The organism is Sphingomonas silueang, assembly GCF_040049155.1.
In the GTDB taxonomy this organism is placed as follows: Bacteria; Pseudomonadota; Alphaproteobacteria; order Sphingomonadales; family Sphingomonadaceae; genus Sphingomonas; species Sphingomonas silueang.
In genome coordinates this window covers 180,060-201,131 of the sequence record NZ_JBDZDK010000005.1, presented here as the reverse complement: position 1 = coordinate 201,131, position 21,072 = coordinate 180,060, and the positions used below count along the sequence as shown (strand labels likewise).

General features: G+C 68.6%; 20 protein-coding genes and 1 tRNA gene. 13 read left to right on the top strand and 8 right to left on the bottom strand.

Features of this window, described 5'->3' with window-relative positions:
- Positions 1-196 precede the first annotated feature (196 nt).
- Positions 197-1,753, top strand: coding sequence for a DUF6055 domain-containing protein (locus tag ABLE43_RS07730; protein WP_348977900.1), 1,557 nt, complete (start codon positions 197-199; stop codon positions 1,751-1,753).
- A gap of 526 nt (positions 1,754-2,279) precedes the next feature.
- On the opposite strand, the gene ABLE43_RS07725 is transcribed toward ABLE43_RS07730, so the two are convergent.
- The 4 genes from ABLE43_RS07725 to ABLE43_RS07710 all read right to left on the bottom strand — a co-directional run bounded on the left by ABLE43_RS07725 (position 2,280) and on the right by ABLE43_RS07710 (position 4,934).
- Positions 2,280-2,355 (bottom strand) — tRNA-Thr (locus ABLE43_RS07725).
- 58 nt (positions 2,356-2,413) lie between these two features.
- Positions 2,414-3,283: a hypothetical protein gene (locus ABLE43_RS07720; RefSeq protein ID WP_348977899.1), complete on the bottom strand. Its 870-nt coding sequence runs from the start codon at positions 3,281-3,283 to the stop codon at positions 2,414-2,416.
- Positions 3,283-3,654: a hypothetical protein gene (locus tag ABLE43_RS07715; protein WP_348977898.1), complete on the bottom strand. Its 372-nt coding sequence runs from the start codon at positions 3,652-3,654 to the stop codon at positions 3,283-3,285. The genes ABLE43_RS07720 and ABLE43_RS07715 overlap by 1 nt, the downstream gene beginning before the upstream one ends.
- Complete coding sequence (locus ABLE43_RS07710; RefSeq protein WP_348977897.1) at positions 3,624-4,934, bottom strand: replication-associated recombination protein A; 1,311 nt, start codon at positions 4,932-4,934, stop codon at positions 3,624-3,626. The genes ABLE43_RS07715 and ABLE43_RS07710 overlap by 31 nt, the downstream gene beginning before the upstream one ends.
- 99 nt (positions 4,935-5,033) lie before the next feature.
- Here ABLE43_RS07710 and ABLE43_RS07705 point away from each other — a divergent pair, with 99 nt between their 5' ends.
- Genes ABLE43_RS07705 through ABLE43_RS07695 form a run of 3 tightly spaced genes read left to right on the top strand, consistent with a single transcriptional unit; the run spans position 5,034 to position 6,173 of the window.
- A complete protein-coding gene (locus tag ABLE43_RS07705; protein ID WP_348977896.1) occupies positions 5,034-5,561 on the top strand; it encodes a PadR family transcriptional regulator in 528 nt (175 codons plus the stop codon).
- Positions 5,558-5,875, top strand: coding sequence for a DUF2218 domain-containing protein (locus tag ABLE43_RS07700; protein WP_348977895.1), 318 nt, complete (start codon positions 5,558-5,560; stop codon positions 5,873-5,875). The genes ABLE43_RS07705 and ABLE43_RS07700 overlap by 4 nt, the downstream gene beginning before the upstream one ends.
- A 31-nt stretch (positions 5,876-5,906) precedes the next feature.
- Positions 5,907-6,173 carry a UvrB/UvrC motif-containing protein gene (locus ABLE43_RS07695; protein ID WP_348977894.1) on the top strand — a complete coding sequence of 89 codons (267 nt, stop codon included), beginning with the start codon at positions 5,907-5,909 and terminating at the stop codon, positions 6,171-6,173.
- A gap of 130 nt (positions 6,174-6,303) precedes the next feature.
- Here the strand turns inward: ABLE43_RS07695 and ABLE43_RS07690 are convergent, their stop codons facing one another.
- The 3 genes from ABLE43_RS07690 to ABLE43_RS07680 form a co-directional block, all read right to left on the bottom strand.
- A complete protein-coding gene (locus ABLE43_RS07690; protein ID WP_348977893.1) occupies positions 6,304-7,260 on the bottom strand; it encodes an aldo/keto reductase in 957 nt (318 codons plus the stop codon).
- A 2-nt stretch (positions 7,261-7,262) separates the two neighbouring features.
- Positions 7,263-7,445 (bottom strand): hypothetical protein, encoded by a 183-nt coding sequence (locus tag ABLE43_RS07685; RefSeq protein ID WP_348977892.1) that lies wholly within the window; start codon positions 7,443-7,445, stop codon positions 7,263-7,265.
- 143 nt (positions 7,446-7,588) lie between these two features.
- Entirely contained in the window at positions 7,589-7,930 is a 342-nt protein-coding gene (locus tag ABLE43_RS07680) for a hypothetical protein (RefSeq protein ID WP_348977891.1), read from the bottom strand.
- A 134-nt stretch (positions 7,931-8,064) separates the two neighbouring features.
- Between ABLE43_RS07680 and ABLE43_RS07675 the strand changes: the two genes are divergently transcribed.
- The 8 genes from ABLE43_RS07675 (at position 8,065) to ABLE43_RS07640 (ending at position 17,555) form a co-directional block, all read left to right on the top strand.
- Positions 8,065-9,018: an ArsR/SmtB family transcription factor gene (locus ABLE43_RS07675; RefSeq protein ID WP_348977890.1), complete on the top strand. Its 954-nt coding sequence runs from the start codon at positions 8,065-8,067 to the stop codon at positions 9,016-9,018.
- Positions 9,015-9,956, top strand: a complete 942-nt coding sequence (gene metF, locus ABLE43_RS07670) for a methylenetetrahydrofolate reductase [NAD(P)H] (protein ID WP_348977889.1) — start codon at positions 9,015-9,017, stop codon at positions 9,954-9,956. The genes ABLE43_RS07675 and metF overlap by 4 nt, the downstream gene beginning before the upstream one ends.
- Positions 9,957-10,089: 133 nt before the next feature.
- A complete protein-coding gene (locus ABLE43_RS07665; RefSeq protein WP_348977888.1) occupies positions 10,090-11,139 on the top strand; it encodes a homocysteine S-methyltransferase family protein in 1,050 nt (349 codons plus the stop codon).
- A gap of 176 nt (positions 11,140-11,315) precedes the next feature.
- The gene (gene metH, locus ABLE43_RS07660) at positions 11,316-14,006 is read left to right on the top strand and encodes a methionine synthase (RefSeq protein WP_348977887.1); all 2,691 of its coding nucleotides are present in this window, start codon (positions 11,316-11,318) and stop codon (positions 14,004-14,006) included.
- A gap of 228 nt (positions 14,007-14,234) precedes the next feature.
- Positions 14,235-14,612, top strand: coding sequence for a MerC domain-containing protein (locus ABLE43_RS07655; protein WP_348977886.1), 378 nt, complete (start codon positions 14,235-14,237; stop codon positions 14,610-14,612).
- 41 nt (positions 14,613-14,653) lie between these two features.
- Positions 14,654-15,127 carry a Fur family transcriptional regulator gene (locus ABLE43_RS07650; RefSeq protein WP_348977885.1) on the top strand — a complete coding sequence of 158 codons (474 nt, stop codon included), beginning with the start codon at positions 14,654-14,656 and terminating at the stop codon, positions 15,125-15,127.
- 86 nt (positions 15,128-15,213) lie between these two features.
- A complete protein-coding gene (dxs, locus tag ABLE43_RS07645) occupies positions 15,214-17,136 on the top strand; it encodes a 1-deoxy-D-xylulose-5-phosphate synthase (protein WP_348977884.1) in 1,923 nt (640 codons plus the stop codon).
- Positions 17,133-17,555 (top strand): hypothetical protein, encoded by a 423-nt coding sequence (locus tag ABLE43_RS07640; RefSeq protein WP_348977883.1) that lies wholly within the window; start codon positions 17,133-17,135, stop codon positions 17,553-17,555. Before dxs ends, ABLE43_RS07640 begins: the two co-directional genes overlap by 4 nt.
- A gap of 127 nt (positions 17,556-17,682) precedes the next feature.
- Here the strand turns inward: ABLE43_RS07640 and ABLE43_RS07635 are convergent, their stop codons facing one another.
- The gene (locus ABLE43_RS07635) at positions 17,683-18,633 is read right to left on the bottom strand and encodes a purple acid phosphatase family protein (RefSeq protein ID WP_348977882.1); all 951 of its coding nucleotides are present in this window, start codon (positions 18,631-18,633) and stop codon (positions 17,683-17,685) included.
- A 131-nt stretch (positions 18,634-18,764) separates the two neighbouring features.
- Between ABLE43_RS07635 and ABLE43_RS07630 the strand changes: the two genes are divergently transcribed.
- Entirely contained in the window at positions 18,765-21,071 is a 2,307-nt protein-coding gene (locus ABLE43_RS07630; RefSeq protein ID WP_348977881.1) for a chemotaxis protein CheA, read from the top strand.
- The last annotated feature ends 1 nt before the right edge of the window (position 21,072 follow it).

The window sequence follows — 21,072 nt, the reverse complement described above, 5'->3', positions numbered from 1 at the left end:
GGGGGCCTCGTTGAAGGGTTTTGCACTTTTGACGGCGACGACGGCTGTCGCCTTGCTGACGCTCGTTTCGGAAACCGGGGCTGGCGCAGCAACAGGGGCGGCGGTCGCCGCTCGGGCTCAGCTTCGCGCGGTGAACCCGTCGAACGGGCTCGGCTGCCAGAGTCGATCCGCGCGCTATCCGTGGGGCCGGACAGCAATGCGGCAATGGACTCCGCGTGACACCCGGACGCCGGAGGACCCGTTCGCAACCCCAGGCCTGCTGACCGGTGCGCCGTTCTCCGCGCGCCTTGTCCAGGCATATGGCGAGGATAATGGCGAGGCCCGTCGCACCGTCATTCTCGAAATGGCGGATGGCTGTCGCCGCCAGTTCCGCGCGGAATCCTTCGTCGATGCCGATCGCGCACGCATCGATGCCGAGGTCACGCGCCATCCCAGCGCGCCTGATCCGGCGCATTATCGTCGTCGCGATGAATATGATGCCGATACGCAAAAGCTGATCGATGAAGGACGGCTCAGGGTGTATGAAACCCAGCATTTCGCGATTTGGTACGGCGTCAACAAGAACGGCTCTTTCTACAAGACGATGGCAGAGCAGGGACGTCCCTTCGACAAGGTGCTCGAGGAGACGGGCGCCTGGGCCGAGAAGCAATGGCTCATCAACCGCGACGTGCTGAACGCGCCGCTGCCCTATGCCGACAGCGCGGACAAGCAGAAGATCGGCATCCATTTTTGCGGCACCGGGCGCCCCCTGCCCGATGACGACGACATTCGGGATTGCGGCGCCAGTGGGGGAGGTGCGATCGCGATGGGCGGCCATTCGACGAAACGCGGATCGAACGTGCTGACCCATGAATTCGCGCACGTTATCCAGTTCTATACCGGCGGATACAGCGGCCGGAAAACAGCGGGTCCGTTCTGGGAAACAGGGGCGGAGTGGAATGCTTTCAAGATCAGTCCGACCTTCCCCGCCCAGCTCATCCCCTATTTCAACGCGCCCGAACGGGGACCGGTGTTCACCCAGTCCCGTTACAGCAATCACCCGGTGCTGAGCTTTCTGTTCGACAAGGACGATACCCGCGACCTCGTCTTCGGGGCATGGCGCCGCAACCTGCGCGACACCGACGGCACGTCCAGGGAGGATTATTTCCAGACCTTCGTCCGGATCGCCAAGGCGGACGGCGTCTATCCCAAGGGGTGGCGGTCTTTCGCGGACGATATGGGCTGGTATGGTGCGCGCCTCGTCAGCATGGACTTCGTGAACCAGCGAACGTTCCTCGACGTGCTCAGCATCCGCGAGCGTCCCTCTGCCGATTCCTTCGGGCGCAAGCACACCGTGCCGATCAATTTCTACACTGCGCTTACGCCGGTCGCGACCGGTGGCCAGGCAGCCGTCTACGCACCGCCGGCGCAGCGCGACCTGATGGAGTTCGGCACGCATATCGTTCCGCTGAAGGTAGTCGGCCGCTCGGTAAAGGTGACGCTGACCGGCGGCACGACCGCGAACGAGGCAGCATGGCGCTTCACGTTGGTGTCGGTCGATGCCTCGGGAGCGGCGACCTACGCGCCGATGGCCGCCGTCACCGGCAGGGGCAGTGCGACCGTCACGATGAAGCCTGCCGCGGGGGCGAAGCTGTTCCTCGCCGTCACCGCGACGCCGTACGTCTATGAGCCGATGGGCGCGGACGGGGCGAACAACCCCGGTTCTCCCACCCGCTTTCCCTATCGCGTGGACATCAGGGGCGCGACTCCCTGATCGGCTACCCGTTCCTTGCGTCGCCCGCCGGACCGCATCCGGCGGGAAGGCCGGGGTGGAACGGATGAACCGGACGATCGATGCAGCCATCTTTAGAGCGTGATGACGTGATGTTGACCCGTCGTGACGGAGCGGAATGTCGTTCGTGGACAGGAGCGAGGAAGGAACGGGGCTCTGCCCCCGTGACGGACGAGCCACGACGCCACGGAGGACATTCCGCCCGCCGCGCAGCGGTTGTCCTGAGCCGCCCGCCGGACATCGTCGCGCCGCTTGCACGGGCTACCAGCCCGCGCTGCGCGCCGCTCCTCGCCGACGAACGGCTCAGGACAATCACGACGGGTCAACACCACGTCATCCCGCTCTAAGGCATGGCAGAACGAGCCCGACCGGTTTGCATCGAACCCGCACCGCCAATCCGCCCGGATCAAACAGGGTAGACACCGCCGACTCCGCTGCGTTTGCAGCAGTCAGCCGTACCAAGCTGCTAATTCCCGAATTTTGATAAGATATTTAAATGCTTAAAAAATGGTGCCGGTTGCAGGGATCGAACCCGCGACCTTCGGTTTACAAAACCGCTGCTCTACCAGCTGAGCTAAACCGGCGTGGGGCCTGCCGTAGGATCGGCGGTCCGGCGGGTCAATCCCGAAGTCAGGCCCGAACTCAGGCGACCCCGAAGGTCCAGCCCTCGGTCCGCGCGACGGCGTCGGTCAGGCCGCCCGGTGCCCAGAGCGCGGCTTCGCCCGCCACCCGTCGCAGCCATGCCGCGCTCAGCAGCGCGTCGGTGGCATGGTCGTCATAGCGGTCGAGCAGGGCATGTGCCCCGCTGCCGAGGACGGCGAGCGCCGCGTCGAGCGTCGCCCCGTCGCGCAGCTTGCTGCGTCCCGCGCGGACCCCCGCCGCCCGCGCGGCGATGGTCGTGTAGATCTCGACCACGACCGGGCCGGTCGCGGGCAGCGGGTCGAACGGCCATACCGGCACCCGTCCGCGCAGGGCGTGCAGCACGCGCATGCCGGTCAGGCTCGACTTGCCGACCTGCGCCGCGCCGACGAGGTTGAAGCAGCTGGTGGGGGACAGGCCCGCGGCGCGCTGCCGCTCCTCGCATACGCGCAGCCGTCCGCGTCCGGCCTCGAACCGGTCGCCGCAGGCGCGGTGGCGGCGGAAATGCCGGGCGAGTTCCGCATGCGCGACGACGCTGGAGGCGGCGAGATGCGGATCGTCCGCCGCGATCGCCTCGACCAGCGCCCACAGCGTATGCGCGTCCGGGGGCGATTCCGGCCATCCGGGGAAATAGCTGCCGCGATCGCAGAAGGGCAGGGCGGGGGAGAGGTCGAGGCCGACCAGCATCTCCTCCCCGTCCGCCGCCGCCTGCCCCAGCCAGTCGGCGACGTCGCCGCGCGACCAGCCCCCGGCCCGCGTCAGCAGCACCGGCGCGTCCGGTCCCGCCGCGGCGACCGCGACCGCCAGTCCCTTCGGTCGCGCCACCGCCTGTCCCGACCAGTCGATCGCGGCGAAGCGGCGGAAGCGCCGCATCACGGGCGCGGGCCAAAGGCGCGGCGGGCGGCGATCGTCTGCCGGTCCCACCATGCGCGGCGCAGCAGCAGCGCGATCCGATCGGCGGCATCGGTGCCGTAACGGACCAGCACCACCGGATAGCCGCGATAATGATCGGTTTCCCAGAAGGTCGCCGGATCGGTCGCCAGCAGCACCTCCTTCTCTCCCTCCGCGACATGCAGCACGAAGCTGGCGGGATCAGGTGCGGTGGTGCCCGCGATGGTGCGCCCCCGCAGCCTGAGCGCCGGTTTCCCATAGCTGGTCCCGAGTTCGACGCCCGGCAGATCGGCGGCGAGCGCGACCACCGCGTCCCAGTCGTTCAGCCGCCCCGGCGACGTTCGTCCCACCATGCCATCCGCTCCGCGATACGTTGCTCGAACCCGCGTTTGGTGGGTTCGTAGAAGCGCTGGGCGTCCATCGCCTCGGGCCAGTAATCCGCGCCGGAAAAGCCGTCGGCATGGTCATGGTCATAGGCATAGCCCTTGCCATAGCCGATGTCCTTCATCAGCCGGGTGGGCGCGTTCAGGATCGACGGCGGCGGCATCAGCGATCCCGTCTCGCGCGCGCTGCGCCATGCCGCCTTCTGCGCCATGTACGCCGCGTTCGATTTGGGGGCGGTGGCGCAATAGAGGCACGCCTGCACGATCGCCAGTTCGCCCTCGGGACTGCCGAGGAAGTCATAGGCGTCCTTGGCGGCGAGGCATTGCACCAGCGCCTGCGGATCGGCGAGGCCGATATCCTCGCTGGCGAAGCGGGTCAGGCGGCGCAGGACGTAGAGCGGTTCCTCGCCCGCGGTCAGCATCCGCGCCATGTAGTAGAGCGCCGCCTGCGGGTCCGATCCGCGCAGCGACTTGTGCAGCGCGGAGATGAGGTTGTAATGCCCCTCGCGGTCCTTGTCGTACACCGCGACCCGCCGTTGCAGCAGCGCGGACAGCCCCGCCGGATCGAGCGGCGCGTCGAGCCGGATCGAGAACAGCGTCTCCGCATGGTTCAGCAGGAACCGCCCGTCGCCGTCGGCGCTGGCGATCAGTGCCGCCCGTGCGGCGGGATCGAGCGGCAGCGCGCGCCCCTCGATCGCCTCCGCCCGGTCGAGCAGTTCGCCGAGCGCGCCTGCGTCCAGCCGGTGGAGGATCAGCACCTGCGCCCGGCTGAGCAGCGCGGCGTTCAGCTCGAACGACGGATTCTCGGTCGTGGCGCCGACCAGCGTGACGGTGCCGTCCTCGACATAGGGCAGGAAACCGTCCTGCTGCGCGCGGTTGAAACGGTGGATCTCGTCCACGAACAACAGGGTGCGCTTGCCGATCCGGCCGTGCTCGCGCGCCTCGGCGAACACCTTCTTGAGGTCGGCCACGCCCGAGAATACCGCCGAGATCTGGGCATAGCGCAGCCCCACGGCGGCGGCGAGCAGCCGGGCGATCGTCGTCTTGCCGGTGCCGGGCGGCCCCCACAACACCATCGACGACAGCTTCCCCGCCGCGACCATCCGCCCGATCGCGCCGTCCGGCCCGGTCAGATGCGCCTGCCCGACCACGGCGTCGAGCGTGGTCGGGCGCAGCCGGTCGGCCAGCGGCCCGGACGGCGGCGGGGCGGGGGGTGCCGGGGGCGGATCGTCGGCGAAGAGGTCGGCCATGCCCCTGCATATAGGGCTGCTGCGAAAAGTCGGAAGCACCTCTTGCAGCTCGGCGCTTCCAAGATATATCGTAGTCTTCAAGATATATCGGAGAATGTCATGCGATTTGGAATGGGCTATGCGTCCTGGACCGGTGGGCCGCCGATGGGCGGGCGCGGGGGGCCGCGCGGGCGGGTGCTGGGCGGCGACGAACTGCGGCTGGTGCTGCTGGCGCTGATCGCCGAGAGCCCGCGCCACGGCTATGACCTGATCCGCGAGATCGAGGCGCGCACCGGCGGGGCCTATGCGCCGAGCCCCGGCGTCGTCTACCCGACGCTCACGCTGCTGGCCGACATGGGCCTGATCGAGGAACAGGCGAGCGAGGGCGCCCGCAAGCGCTTCGCCGCGACCGGGGCGGGGGCCGCGCAGGTCGAGGCCGAACGCGAGCAGGTCGCGCACCTCTTCGCACGGCTGGCGGCACTCGGCGAGCATCGCGCGCGGACCGACGGCGGGCCGATCCACCGGGCCAGGGCCAATCTGCGCGCGGCGATCCACCACCGCCTCGCCGGGCCGGAGGTGGATGCGGAGACGTTGCACGCGGTCGCCGCGATCCTCGACGAGGCGGCGCAGAAGGTGGAACGGCTGTGAGCGCCGCGACCGCCACGGCACGGGTGCCGACCGCGCACGCCGGCCGTTATCTGCAGCAACTCTGCAAGCATTGGCAGCATAATCTGGCGGTCGCGTTCACGCCCGATCACGGGACGGTCGTATTCCCGCGTGATGCGCGCGGGGCCGATCATCCGGGCGACGCGCTGGTGACGTTCGATGCCGTGCCCGATGCGCTGGACGTGCGGATCGATGCGAGTTCGCCCGAGCAGCTGGAAGGGCTGAAAGGCGCGGTCGCCCGCCATCTCGACCGCTTCGCCTTTCGCGAGGCACCGCTGGCGTTCGACTGGCGATGACCCGGCGCGCCACCCCGTGCGTTGAGGCGACATGAGCGAGACGATCGAACAACTACGCGCGCAGATGGAAGCCGCCGCCGCCGCGATGGATTTCGAGGCGGCGTCGCGGCTGCGCGACCGGATCACCCTGCTGCGCGGCGGGGCGGATGCCGATGCGGCGTCCGTCGCCGACACGCGCGGGCTGACCCGGCAGCAGCCCGGCGCGATGGGACTGGGCACCAGCCGCCAGCGCGTCGAGCCGCCCGAGGGGTGGAAGCCGCCGAAGAAGCCCGACCCGATGGTGACGCGCAAGCGGTAGGGCGGCACCGCACCGGTCCCCGCACGATCACAACGCGACCGTTCGTGTCGAGCGCAGTCGAGACACCTCATGCACCACGCGCGGCACGTCCCTCGACTTCGCTCGGGACGAACGGGGGAATCGCGAAGGGTCAGACCCCGGCGTCGGTCAGCCGTTCCAGCTGGTCCCTGCTCAGGTCCAGCCGCCACGCGCCGACCAGTTCCTCCAGTTGCGCCACGCTGGTCGCGCTGGCGATCGGCGCGGTCACGCCCTCCTGCGCCGCGAGCCATGCCAGCGCGATCTGCGCCAGCGTCGCGCCGGTTTCCGCCGCCACCGCGTCCATCGCCGCCAGCACCGCAGCGCCCCTGCCGTCGAGCAGGTCGCGCATCGATCCGCCGCGCACGCTTTTGCCGAGGTCGGCCTCGCTGCGGTACTTGCCGGTCAGGAACCCGGCGGCGAGTCCGTAATAGGGGGCGACCCCGATGTTGTGCTCGACGCACAGGTTCTGGAGTTCGCCCTCGTACTTGTGGCGGCTGACGAGATTGTATTCGGGTTGCAGCGCATGGAAGCGCGGCAGGCCCTCCGCCGTCGCCAGGTCCAGCGCCGCCTTCAGCCGCATCGCGCCGAAGTTCGACGCGCCGAGCACGCGCACCTTGCCCGCGTCGATCAGCCTGGCGAACGCGGCGAGATAGTCGCCCTGCGGCGTGTCGCTGTCGTCCTGATGTGCGTAATACAGGTCGATGCGGTCGGTGCCGAGCCGCTTGAGCGAGGCCTCCGCCGCCGCCGCGATCCGCGCGGGGGCCAGCTTCTCGCCGCCGTCGCCCGGCAGCATGCCGACCTTGGTCGCGATCAGCACCGCATCACGCTTGCCCGACGTGCGCAGCCATTCGCCGATGATCGTCTCCGACTCGCCGCCTTCGTGGCCGTCGACCCATGCCGAATAAACATCGGCGGTATCGATCATGGTGCCGCCATGATCGACGAACGCATCGAGGATGCGGAAGCTCTCCGCCCGGTCGATGGTCCAGCCGAAGACGTTGCCGCCGAGGATCATCGGCGGGGTGTGCAGGTCGGTCGCGCCCAGCGTGCGCATCGGCAGGTCGGTCATCGTCATTCCTTCGCCTCGCTGTTCACCGTCTCCGCCGACAGTGCATTGGCATCGAGCATCGCCGCCGCATCGTTGAGCGCGGCGGCCTCGCTCTCGCTCACCCCGCCTGCCGCGGGCGCATCGCCGTCGCCGCATCCGGCGAGCAACAGGGCGAAGGGAAGGGCAAGGACCGGCAGGCGACGCATGAGCTGCTCCAAACGAAGAAGGCCGCATCCCGTTGCACCGGGATGCGGCCTTCGCCTCTAGAGTCCGATCCGCTTGCGTGGAAGCGGCACCGGTGCCGCCCTGATCCAGCTTTGCGGGATCGGACTCTAACCGATCGCGGGGATCAGCGCTGCATGTCGCGACCGGCCTTTTCGAGTTCGCGGCCCGCCGCGGCGCTGGCGTTGTCTGCGGCGCGGTCGGCGCGCTCGGCACCGCGATCGATCGCCGCACCGGCGCGGTCGGTGGCATTGTCGATCTTGTCGGCGGCGCGGTCGGTCGCGTTTTCGGCGGCGCCGATCGCGCGTTCACCGGCGGCCTTCACGTCGCTGACCGCTTCGCCCATCGTCGAGTTCACGTCGGCGGCCACGGCATCGGCGGCCTCGCCGGTTTCGTTCTGGGCTTTCTGGCTGCACGCGCCGATCGAGAAGGCGGCGGCGGCGAGCGGCAGGAGGATCAGCTTCTTCATGGTCAGCCCTTTCACGTCGAGTAGGATTCGCCGCCCAACGCGTGGAACCGGGGCTGGTTTCATCAACGGAACGACATCGACGGTATTAAGCAAGTCGATTGACCTGATATAAAGATATCTTTATATCCCGCTGCATGATCGAGGCACTCGAGATATTGCGCGCGGCGAGCGACGCTACCCGCCTGCGGGTGCTGGCGCTGTTGCGCGCGATGGAGCTGTCGGTCGGCGAACTGGCGCAGGTGCTGGGGCAGAGCCAGCCGCGCGTCAGCCGCCATGTGAAGATCCTGTGCGACGCGGGGCTTACCGTCCGGCGCAAGGAGGGAAGCTGGGTGTTCGTCGCGCTGGGCAGAGCGGCGGTGGTGACGCCGCTGCTCGATGCGCTGGACGCATGGCTGCCCGAGGGCGACCAATGGGGCGCCGCCGACCGCGCGCGGCTGGCGGCGGTGCGCGCGGATCGCGCGGCGGCGGCGGCGGCATGGTTCGAGGCGCACGCCGGGGAGTGGGACGCTATCCGCTCGCTGCATGTCGCCGAGGAAGCGGTCGAGGCGGCGATGGCGCGGACGCTGGGCGGCAGCCGGATCGACCTGCTGGTCGATATCGGCACCGGCACCGGGCGGATGCTCGAACTGTTCGCACCGCAGGCGCGCGCGGCGATCGGCATCGATCGATCGTCCGAGATGCTGCGCCTCGCCCGCGCCAAGCTGACCGAAGGCGGGCTGGATCATGCCGAGCTGCGGCAGGCGGACCTGTACGCGCTGCCGCTGGCGGCGGGGGTGGCGGATGCGGCGGTGCTGCACCATGTCCTGCACTTCGCGCAACATCCCGGCGCGGCGATCGCCGAGGCCGCGCGCGTGCTGGGGCCGGGCGGGCGGCTGCTGATCTGCGACTTCGCGCCGCACCAGCGCGAGGAACTGCGCTCGCGCGACGCGCATGCCCGGCTGGGCTTCAGCGACGAACAGATATTGCGGTGGTTCGCCGATGCGGGGCTGGCCCCCGTGTCGGTCGAGACGCTGGACGGGGCCGAACTGACGGTCAAACTATGGATGGGGCGTCGCACCGGCGACGTGCAAGAGGTGAAGGCGGCATGACTCCGACCGTTTCCGACATGGAAGAAGCACGGCGCGCGCTCGACGCGCCGCTGTTCGCCGATCTGGCGGGCGACTGCACCGTTTCGTTCGAGTTCTTCCCGCCCAAGAACGAGAAGATGGAAGCGGCGCTGTGGGAAACCGTGCGCGCGCTCGAACCGCTGGCGCCGAAGTTCGTGTCGGTGACGTACGGCGCGGGCGGCTCCACCCGCGAGCGCACCCATGCGACCGTCGCGCGCATCGCCCGCGAAACCTCGATGCCCGCCGCCGCGCACCTGACCTGCGTCGAGGCGACCCGTGCCGAGATCGATCAGGTGGCGCAGGAATATTGGGCCGCCGGGGTGCGCCACATCGTCGCGCTGCGCGGCGATCCGCCGACGATGGGGCAGAAGTTCGTCGCCCATCCGAACGGCTATGCCAACGCCGCCGAACTGGTGGCGGGCCTCCAGAAGCTGCACCCGTTCGAGATTTCGGTCGCCGCCTATCCCGAATGCCACCCGGATTCGGCGCACCGGCAGGCCGATCTCGACAATCTCAAGCGCAAGATCGATGCCGGGGCGACCCGCGCGATCACGCAATTCTTCTTCACCCCCGAAGCCTTCTTCCGCTTTCGGGACGCGGCCGCCGCCGCGGGGATCAACGCCGATCTGGTGCCGGGCATCCTGCCGGTGTCGAACGTGGGGCAGGTGCGCAAGTTCGCGGGGCTTTGCGGCGCGACGATCCCGCCGTGGATGGACCGGCTGTTCGAGGGGCTGGACGACCACCCCGGCGCGCGCACGCTGGTCGCCGCGACCGTGGCGGCGGAGATGTGCCGCAAGCTGTATGCGGGCGGAGTGCGCGACTTCCATTTCTACACGCTCAACCGTGCCGAACTGTCCTATGCGATCTGCCACCTGATGGGGCTGCGTCCGAAGGCGAAACCGGTCGCGGTCGCGGCCTGAACCAAACAGCAATCCCGTTTGGTTCGAGCAGTTTCGAGCGAAGCCGAGAAACGACCGTCGAGAACGCCTTCTCGACTGCGATCTCGACAGGCTCGATCTTCGCTCGAAGCAAACGGGTAGGGATGACAATAACATGACCACCGCCCGCGAACGCCTGAACGCCGAAGCCGCCAAGCGCGTCCTCATCACCGACGGCGCCTTCGGTACCGAGATCCAGAACTGGAAACTGTCCGAGGCGGACTATGCCGGGCAGCTGACGCTCGGCCATGACCAGAAGGGCAACAACGACATTCTGGCGATCACGAAGCCGGAGGTGCCCGAGACGATCACCCGCGCCTATCTCGACGCCGGGTCGGACATCGTATCGACCAACACGTTCAGCGCGAACCTCATCAGCCAGGCCGACTATGGTGCGGAATCGCTGGTCGCCGACATCAACATCGAGAGTGCGAAGATCGCGCGTCGCCTTGCCGACGACTATGCCGCGCGCGACGGCCGGCCGCGCTTCGTGGCGGGTGCGATCGGGCCGACCAACAAGACGCTGTCGCTGTCGCCGGACGTGAACGATCCGGGTTATCGCGAGATCGATTTCGATTATCTGAAGAACGTCTATCGCGAACAGATCGACGCGCTGGTGCACGGCGGCATCGATTTCGTGCTGATCGAGACGGTGTTCGATACGCTGAACGCCAAGGCGGGCGTGATGGCCGCGATCGAGGCGGGGCAGGCGCTGGGCCGCGACCTGCCGATCATGCTGTCGATGACGCTGACCGACCTGTCGGGCCGCAACCTGTCGGGCCATACCGTCGAGGCGTTCTGGCACGCGGTCCGCCATGCGAAGCCGGTGACGATCGGGCTGAACTGCTCGTTCGGCGCGGAACAGCTGCGCCCGCACGTCAAGACGCTCTCCGACATCTGCGACACGCTCATCATGGTCTATCCCAACGCCGGACTGCCCAACGAACTGGGCGCCTATGACGAGGCACCGGCGACCACCGCCGGTCTGGTCGGCGACTGGGCGGACCACGGGCAGGTCAACATCCTCGGCGGCTGCTGCGGCTCCACGCCCGCGCATATCAGGGCGATGGCGGAGCGGGTCCGGGGCGTCACCCCGCGCAAGGTGCCGCAGGTGCCGGTGCGTACCCGCCTCGCCGGGCTGGAACCGTTCACGATGGCGGCGTAAGGCCCGCCAGCGGGAGAGGGCGAAACGATCCTCCCCGGCACCGGGAGGGGGACCATCCGCAGGATGGTGGAGGGGGGTCTCCGCCATCGCTATCGTGTCGTTCGAGGAGACCCCCCTCCACCATGCTGTCGCATGGTCCCCCTCCCCGCGGAGCGGGGAGGATTTGAGAAACCTCCATGACCAACGCCTCGACCAATTTCGTCAACATCGGTGAGCGCACCAACGTCACCGGATCGGCCCGCTTCAAGAAGCTGGTGATGGCGGGCGACTATGCCGCCGCGGTCGAGGTCGCGCTGCAACAGGTCGAAAGCGGCGCGCAGGTGCTCGACGTCAACATGGACGAAGGGCTGCTCGACGCGCATCACGCGATGACGACCTTCCTCAAGCTGATCCAGGCCGAGCCGGACATCGCCCGTATCCCGGTGATGGTCGACAGCTCGAAATGGGACGTGATCGAGGCGGGGCTGAAGTGCGTGTCCGGCAAGCCGATCGTGAACTCGATCAGCATGAAGGAGGGGGAGGAAGCGTTCCTCCACCACGCGCGCATCTGCATGCACTATGGTGCGGCGGTCGTGGTGATGGCGTTCGACGAGGTGGGCCAGGCCGATACCCGGGCGCGCAAGGTCGAGATCTGCACCCGCGCCTACGACCTGCTGACGGGGATCGGCTTCCCGCCCGAGGACATCATCTTCGACCCCAACATCTTCGCGGTGGCGACGGGCATCGAGGAGCACAACAACTACGGCGTCGACTTCATCGAGGCGTGCCGCGAGATCAAGGCGCGCTGCCCGCACTGCCATATCTCGGGCGGGCTATCGAACCTGTCGTTCAGCTTCCGCGGCAACGAGCCGGTGCGCCGCGCGATGCACTCGATCTTCCTCTACCACGCGATCCCGGCGGGGATGGACATGGGGATCGTGAACGCAGGCCAGCTCGACGTGTACGACACGATCGATCCGGAACTGCGCACCGCCTGCGAGGACGTGATCCTCAACCGCGATTCCGGTGCGACCGACCGGCTGATCGCGCTGGCCGAGACGTACAAGGGCACCGATGCGGTCGCCGAAAAGGCGGCGGCGGAATGGCGCTCGCTCCCCGTGGTCAAGCGGCTGGAATATGCGCTGGTCAAGGGCATCGACGCGCATGTCGTCGACGATACCGAAGAATGCCGCCGGCAGTTCGCCCGGCCGATCGAGGTGATCGAAGGCCCGCTGATGGACGGGATGAACGTCGTCGGCGACCTGTTCGGATCGGGCAAGATGTTCCTGCCGCAGGTGGTGAAGTCCGCCCGCGTGATGAAGAAGGCGGTCGCCCACCTGCTCCCCTTCATCGAGGCGGCGAAGGAGCCGGGTGCCAAGGGCAAGGGCAAGATCATCATGGCGACCGTCAAGGGCGACGTCCATGATATCGGCAAGAACATCGTCGGCGTGGTCCTGCAATGCAACGGGTTCGACGTGGTCGACCTGGGCGTCATGGTGCCGTGGACGAGGATATTGGAAGCGGCGAACGAGAATGACGCCGACATGATCGGGCTGTCGGGCCTCATCACCCCGTCGCTGGACGAGATGGTGACGGTGGCGGAGGAGATGAAGCGGGCGGGGATGACCATGCCGCTGCTGATCGGCGGGGCGACCACGTCCAAGGTCCATACCGCGCTGCGCATCTCGCCTGCGTACGACGGGCCGATCGTCCATGTGCTCGACGCGAGCCGCGCGGTCGGCGTCGCCACCACGCTGGTCAGCGAGACGGGCCGCGACGCCTATGTCGAACAGGTCGCCGCCGATTACGAGGCGGTGCGGATCGCGCGTGCGGGCAAGGGGCAGAGCGAGCTGACCCCGCTCAGCGATGCCCGCGCCAACGGCTTCAAGGCCGATTTCGCGCAGAAGCCCGCCGCCCCGGCGCGGCCCGGCCGCCATGTGTTCGACGACTGGGACCTGGCCGACGTGCGCGACTATATCGACTGGACGCCCTTCTTCCGCGCGTGGGAACTGGCGGGCAACTTCCCGGCGATCCTGAACGACGCGGTGGTCGGCGAGAGTGCGACCTCGCTCTACGCGGATGCGCAGGCGATGCTCGACCGTATCATCGCCGAGAAGTGGCTGACGGCGAAGGGCGTCGCCGCGCTGTGGCATGCCCGCGCGCACGGCGACGACGTGATCGTCGACGTGCCCGCCGAACAGATCGAACCCGCGCTCGAGGCGGGCCGCGTCTCGCCGCTGTCGGGGGTGCCGCACGACTTCGCCACGCCGATGCAGACGACCCACGCGACCCATGCGATCCGCATGCCGTTCCTGCGCCAGCAGGTGCAGAAGCGCGAGGGGCGGGCGAACATGTGCCTCGCCGATTTCGTCGATCCCGCGGGCGACTGGATGGGCGGCTTCGCGGTCGGCATCCACGGGATCGATCCGCATATCGCGCGGTTCAAGGCGGAGAACGACGACTATCAGGATATCCTGCTGAAGGCGCTGGCCGACCGGCTGGCGGAAGCGTTCGCCGAGCGGCTGCACCACCATGTGCGCACCGACCTGTGGGGCTATGCGCCCGACGAGCAGCTGACCAACGAGGCGATGATCCGCGAACAGTATCGTGGCATCCGCCCCGCGCCCGGCTATCCGGCGTGCCCCGACCACAGCCAGAAGCCGATCCTGTTCGCGATGCTGGGCGCGGAGGAGGCGACCGGCATCACGCTCACCGACAGCTTCGCGATGCTGCCGACCGCCGCCGTATCGGGCTTCTACTTCGGCCATCCCGACAGCGCCTATTTCGGCGTGGCGCGCATCGGGCGCGACCAGCTGGAGGACTATGCCGCGCGGCGCGGGGTGAGCATCGAACAGGCGGAGCGCTGGCTGCGCCCGAATCTGGATTGATCTTACTGCTTCTTCGTCACCCCGGACTTGTTCCGGGGACCACCTCGCCGCAGGCGCCGCCCCGGAAGCTGTAAGCGCACCGCCTGCCGAACGGTGGGCCCCGGAACAGGTCCGGGGTGACGGTCCGCAAGTGCGTCGAACCGAACGAACCAAAGCTCCCGCCGCTCGTTACCAGCCGCAATGAAACGATATGTTGTAACTTCGCGGCCGATGCGGCATAGCCGCGCGATGCGCAGTACCGCCATCCGTCCGGCCGGAGTCGAGGGCCGTCTCGACCGTATCGGCATGCTGCTGTCCGGGCTGTGCGCGGTGCATTGCGTTTCCACCGTGATCCTGACGCTTCTGCTCGCATCGGTCGGCGGCGTGTTGCTGCACCCGGCGATCCATGAGGTCGGGCTGGCGATCGCCGTCGCGATCGGCGTCGTCGCGCTGGGGAGCGGCTATCTACGGCACGGTCGCCGCCTGCCGACGCTGGTCGGCGGGATCGGGCTGGCCGTCATGGCGGGTGCGCTGGCATTGCCGCACGGCCTGCCCGAAGCGCTGGCGACGATCGCGGGCGTATCGCTGCTGGCGTTCGGCCATCACCTGAACCGTCGCGCCGCCTGATCGGCTTGCCGCCTGCGGTCGGTGCCCCTATTTCGGGCGGCATGGCGCACGAGCATCACGAACATCACGGGCCCGCATGGAACAAGGCCGCCGAAACCGCGCTGACCCGCGCGGGCGAGCAATGGACCGCGATGCGCGCCAGCATCTTCGACGTGCTCGCCTCGTTCGACAAACCTGCCTCCGCCTATGACATCGCCGATGCCGTATCGAAGGCGCAGGGGCGGCGGGTGGCGCCCAACAGCGTCTATCGCATCCTCGACCTGTTCGTGAATGCGAACCTCGCCCGGCGGGTGGAGAGCGCGAACGCCTATATCGCCAACACCCATCCCGACTGCATGCACGACTGCATCTTCCTGGTGTGCGACCGTTGCGGGCAGACGACGCATATCGACGACGACAGCATTACGCGGACGGTGCGGACGGCGGCGTCGGGCGCGGGATTCACCCCGGTGCGCCCGGTGATCGAGGTGCGCGGTACCTGCGCTGCGTGCAGTGCCGCATCGCCGGCTGCGTGAACCTGCACTGAATCTGCACGATAGTTTGTCCGGCGGCGACCCTGCGGCCAATCGACAGTCCGGTTGACCTGGGATACAGACCGCCGATGGCCGATACTCCTAGCACGCCGCTGCTCGACACCGTTCAGACGCCCGCCGACCTGCGCAAGCTCGCCCCCGGCGACCTCAGGCAACTCGCCGACGAACTGCGGCAGGAGACGATCAGCGCGGTCGGCACCACCGGCGGGCATCTGGGTTCGGGGCTCGGCGTGGTCGAGCTGACCGTCGCGATCCATTATGTGTTCGACACCCCCGCCGACCGGCTGGTGTGGGACGTCGGCCATCAATGCTATCCGCACAAGATCCTGACCGGGCGGCGCGACCGCATCCGGACGCTACGGCAGGGCGGCGGTCTGTCGGGCTTCACCAAGCGGTCCGAGAGCGAATACGACCCGTTCGGCGCAGCGCACTCGTCCACCTCGATCTCGGCGGCGCTGGGCTTTGCGGTGGCGAACAAGATCGCGGGCACGCCGGGCAAGGGCATTGCGGTGATCGGCGACGGCGCGATGTCGGCGGGCATGGCCTATGAGGCGATGAACAACGCCGAACAGGCGGGCAACCGGCTGGTCGTGATCCTGAACGACAACGACATGTCGATCGCGCCGCCGGTGGGTGGCCTGTCGGCCTATCTGTCGCGAATCGTGTCGAGCCGCGAATTCCTCGGCATCCGCGAGGCGTTCAAGAAGATCGCCCGCCGCCTGCCGCGCCCGCTGCACACCGCCGCGCGCAAGACCGACGAATTCGCCCGCGGCATGGCGACCGGCGGCACGCTGTTCGAGGAACTGGGCTTCTATTACGTCGGGCCGATCGACGGGCATAACCTCGACCATCTGATCCCGGTGCTGGAAAACGTCCGCGATGCGGAGGAGGGGCCAATCCTCGTCCATGTCGTGACCAAGAAGGGCAAGGGCTATGCGCCCGCCGAGGCTGCGGCGGACAAGTATCACGGCGTCCAGAAGTTCGACGTCATCACCGGCACGCAGGTGAAGGCCCCGGCCGGACCGCCGCAGTACCAGAACGTGTTCGGCCACACCCTGTCGTCGCTGGCCGACACCGATCATCGCATCTGCGCGATCACCGCCGCCATGCCTTCGGGCACCGGGCTCGATCGCTTCGCCAAGGCGCATCCCGACCGTTTCTTCGACGTGGGCATCGCCGAACAGCATGCGGTGACGTTCGCGGCCGGGCTGGCGGCGCAGGGGATGCGACCGTTCTGCGCGATCTATTCGACCTTCCTCCAGCGCGCGTACGACCAGGTCGTGCACGACGTGTGCATCCAGAACCTGCCCGTGCGCTTCGCGATCGACCGCGCGGGCCTCGTCGGTGCCGACGGCGCGACCCATGCGGGCAGCTTCGACGTGACCTATCTCGCCACGCTGCCCAACATGGTGGTGATGGCGGCGGCGGACGAGGCGGAGCTGGTCCATATGACCTATACCGCCGCCGAATATGACGCGGGGCCGATCGCGGTGCGCTATCCGCGCGGCAACGGCACCGGCGTGGCGCTGCCCGAAATTCCGCTGAAGCTGGAGATCGGCAAGGGGCGGCTGGTGCGCGAGGGGCACAAGGTCGCGATCCTGTCGCTCGGCACGCGGCTGGAGGAGGCGCTGAAGGCCGCCGATGCGCTGGAGGCCAAGGGGCTGTCGACCACCGTCGCCGACCTGCGCTTCGCCAAGCCGCTGGACGAAGCGCTGATCCGCAAGCTGCTGACCGCCCATGAGGTCGCGGTGACGGTCGAGGAGAATGCGGTCGGCGGTCTGGGCGCGCACGTCCTGACGCTGGCGAGCGATACGGGGCTGATCGATGCCGGGCTGAAGCTGCGCACGATGCGCCTGCCCGACATCTTCCAGGATCAGGACGCGCCCGCGAAGCAGTACGACCAGGCGGGCCTCAACGCGCCGCAGATCGTCGATACGGTGCTGTCCGCGCTGCGCTGGAACGAGAGCGGGGTCGCCGAAGCCCGCGCATGACCGGCGCGCAGAAGGCCGCGGCGATCATCGCGCTGGTGGTGATCGCGATGGCTGCGTTCAACTGGTCGCTGTGGCGGCGGCTGAAGGCGGCGCAGGCGGAGCGTGCCGGGTGGAGCGCGGCGGATTTCGACGCGCAACTGGTCGCCAACGGGGTGCCGGACGAGGTGGCGGTAGTGACGCGGGAGTTGGTCGCGGGCTATTATGGCGCGGACATCGCGCCGCATCCGGATGACGACTTCGGGCGGTTTCTTGGTGTGGATGAAACCGAAGTCGCTGACGTGGCCGCGACGGGATGCGAAGAACTCGGCCTGCCGCGACCGGACGCACACGCCATTCCTCCCATCCGCGACGTGCGTGATCTGGCGGAATATCTCGCAAGTCGAGCAGGTCTGGCGAACGTAACCGTTCGTCCTGAGTAGCCGCTGAGCGAAGTCGAAGCGGCGTATCGAAGGACTGTTGCGGTGTGTGCTTCGATACGGGCCTTCGACAAGCTCAGTCCCTACTCAGCACGAACGGTTCGGTATTTCGCCTTCGTGTGACGAACCCTCATCCCACCGCCGCGCGCACCGGCACCGACGCGCTGTACAGGCTGGCCCCCCGCTCGTCGCGCAGGTCGAACGACAGCAGGTCGCCCGCCACCTGCACCATGCCGAACCCGGCCGCCGCCTTGCAGAAGCGCGTGCCCTCGACCGGCGCGACCGGGCGCGCCTCCATGCCGCCGCCGCACTGGATCATGTCGATCCCGTCGCGGCGGATGTGCTGCAGGTCATGGTCGTGGCCCGCGATATAGGCCTGCACCCCGTGCCGCTTCAGGATGGGGAGCACGCGCGCGATGATCTCCGGCTGGTCGCCGTGCCCGCTGCCGCCCGATCGGATCGGATGGTGGCCGGTCACGATCTTCCACTTGGCGCGCGACTGGGCCAGCGCGCCGTCGAGCCACGCGAGTTGCGCCGCCGTGTCCTGCGACAGCGTGTTGCGCCCGATCGGCCTGGTCGCATCGGCGCGATAGCGTTCGACGAACGGCGACGTGTCGATCGCGAACAGATCGACGTCTGCACGCACCAGCGCCGGATCGCGCAACTGGTAATAGCGCGCGGGCATGCGCCAGCGGCGGCTCTTCGCCATATAGTCGATCTGCGCCTGCGGATTGCCGCGATAGTCGTGGTTGCCGAGCAGCGCGTACCACGGCACCTGCAACGCGGGGTGGGTATAGACCTGCTCGAACACGCTGTTCCACAGCGGGTCGTCGACCGACGCCACGCCGTCGCTGTAGAAATTGTCGCCGATCGCCAGCACGAAATCGCTCTGCGCGGCACCGGCGGTGCGGCCCATGGCGGCGGCGACATGATGCTGTTCGGGCGTGTCCCGGCCCCAGTCGCCCAGCACCACGAAGTTGCAGCCGCGCGGGGCGGGGCGGGCGGCGGCGGCGACGCCCCATCCGGCGGCCCCCACGGCGAAGCTGCCCAGAAGCGTGCGGCGGTCGATGCGGATCGTCATGGCGTGGAACCCCCTGAACACGCTCTAACCACCCGAATGTTACGATGCGGTTGCACCGTCGGGCGCTTCCCGTCCTAACCCGGCCTTAACCCGTCCCGGTCCATGTGCCGTACAGGAACGGGCGGAGCCGCATGGACGATCTGTTGCAGGAATTCATCGCCGAGACCCGCGAGACGCTGGAGGCGCTCGCGGGAGAGATCGTCGCGTGGGAAGCCGCGCCGGACGATCGCGCGCGGCTGGATGCCATCTTCCGCTTCGTCCATACGGTGAAGGGAAGCTGCGGCTTCCTCGATCTGCCGCGGCTGTCGCGGCTCAGCCATGCGGCGGAGGATGTGCTGGCCGACGTCCGCGACGGTCGGCGACGCCCGGATCGCGCGCTGGTCGATGCGGTGCTGGCGATCGTCGACCGGATCGGCGCGCTGGTCGAAGCGATCGATGCGGGCGCGCCGCTGAGCGACGAGGGCGAGGAACGGCTGATCGCGGCGCTGGCACCGGGCGGTTCCCCGCCGGTATCGCCGCCGGTCGAGCCGTCGCGGACCTCCGCGCGCGGCGTACGGCGCAACGTGCGGCTGAACATCGATCTGCTCGACCGGATGATGGTCGGCATGTCCGACATGGTGCTGGTGCGCAACGAACTGGTCCGGCGGCTGCGCGACATCGACCTCGATCCTGCGCTGGAGGCGGCGGTCGAGCGGCTGTCGGCCTCGGTCGCCGACATGCGCGACGCGGTGATGCGCACCCGGATGCAGAAGATCGAGACGCTGTTCTCGGCACTGCCGCGCATGGTGCGCGATACCGCCGCGACGCTGGGCAAGGCGGTGACGCTGACGATCGACGGCAGCGACGTCGAACTCGACCGCGAGATGGTCGAGGTCATGCGCGATCCGCTGCTCCACATCGTGCGCAACGCGATCGACCACGGCATCGAAGCGCCTGCCGAGCGCCGCGCGGCGGGCAAGCGCGAGACCGGGCGGCTGCACATCACCGCGCGCCAGTCGGGCAACCAGATCATGCTGGAGATCGCCGACGACGGGCGCGGCATCGATACCGACGCGCTGATCCGCAAGCTGGCGCGGCAGGGTGAGCGGAGCGAGGCGGAACTGCGCGCGCTGTCGCCCGCCGCACGGTGCGAACTGGTCTTCGCGCCGGGCCTGTCGTCGCGCGACACCGCGACCGAAATCTCCGGGCGCGGGGTCGGCATGGATGTGGTGAAGGCGGCGGTCGACCAGATCGGCGGCCGCATCGCGCTGGACAACATGCCGGGACGGGGCTTGCGCATCGCGCTCCAGATCCCGCTCACCCTGTCGATCGTCTCGACGATCATCGTCCGCGCGGGCGAGCACCATTTCGCCATTCCCCGCCAGTCGATCGGCGAGATCGTCAACCGGCGCGCGGCGAACATCCGGGTCGACCGGATCGGCGGCGCGCAGGTCGCGACGGTGCGCGACCGGCGGTTGCCGGTGGTCGACCTGTGCGACCTGCTCGGCGTGGAGCGTGGCGCGGCACCGGGCGGGGAGATGCTGGTCGTGATCGGCATCGGCGCGGGCGACTATGCGCTGGCGGTCGATCAGCTGTGCGATACCGAGGAACTGGTGGTGAAGCCCGCCGCGCCGGCGGTGATGGCGGTCGGCCTCTATACCGGCCAGACGCTGCCCGACACCGGACAGCCGATGCTGCTGCTCGACTGCGCCGGGGTGGCGCAGGTCGCCGGGCTGCATTTCGGCGACCGGCTGCAACCCGCCGACGACGCGCAGGAACAGGCCGATCCGGCTATCCCCGCCCTGCTGTTCGAGGATCTCGACGGGGAGCGTCGGGTGATGGCCCTGGCCGTCATCGACCGGATCGAGAAGGTCGCGCCCGGGAACCTTCGCACGACCGCCGGGCGGTTGCGCCTGTCGATCGACGGGCGGATCGTGCCGGTCGAGGCGATGGGACCGTGCGACCTGACGTGCCCGGTCGAGCTGCTTCGCCTGACCGACGGTACCGTGGAAGTCGCCTATGCGATCCGCGCGGCGCTGGATATCGTCGGCCTGCCGGAGGAAATGGTCCCGGCGACGGTGGCGGGGCCGGTGGCGGGCGTGGTGATGCTCGACGGCGAACAGGTGGAACGGATCGATCCGCTGTGGCTGTTTGAACAGCATGTCGCGGTCGGCGCCGCCGGGCGGGCGGCGCGCCCCACCTGCCTGCTGACCGATGCGGGCGGGTGGATGGGCACCTTCCTGCGCCCGATGCTGGAGCAGGCGGGCTATCGCACCATCGACCGGATCGAGGGCGACGCGACGCCTGCGCTGATCCTCGCCCCGGCGGGCGAGGCGGTCGCGGGCGGCGTGCCGGTGGTACGGCTGCGCGACCGGGCGGACGATACCGGCGACGGCAGCATCTATCGCTACGACCGGGAAGGCGTGCTGCGGGCGGTGCGCCGCGTGACGGGGGCATGAG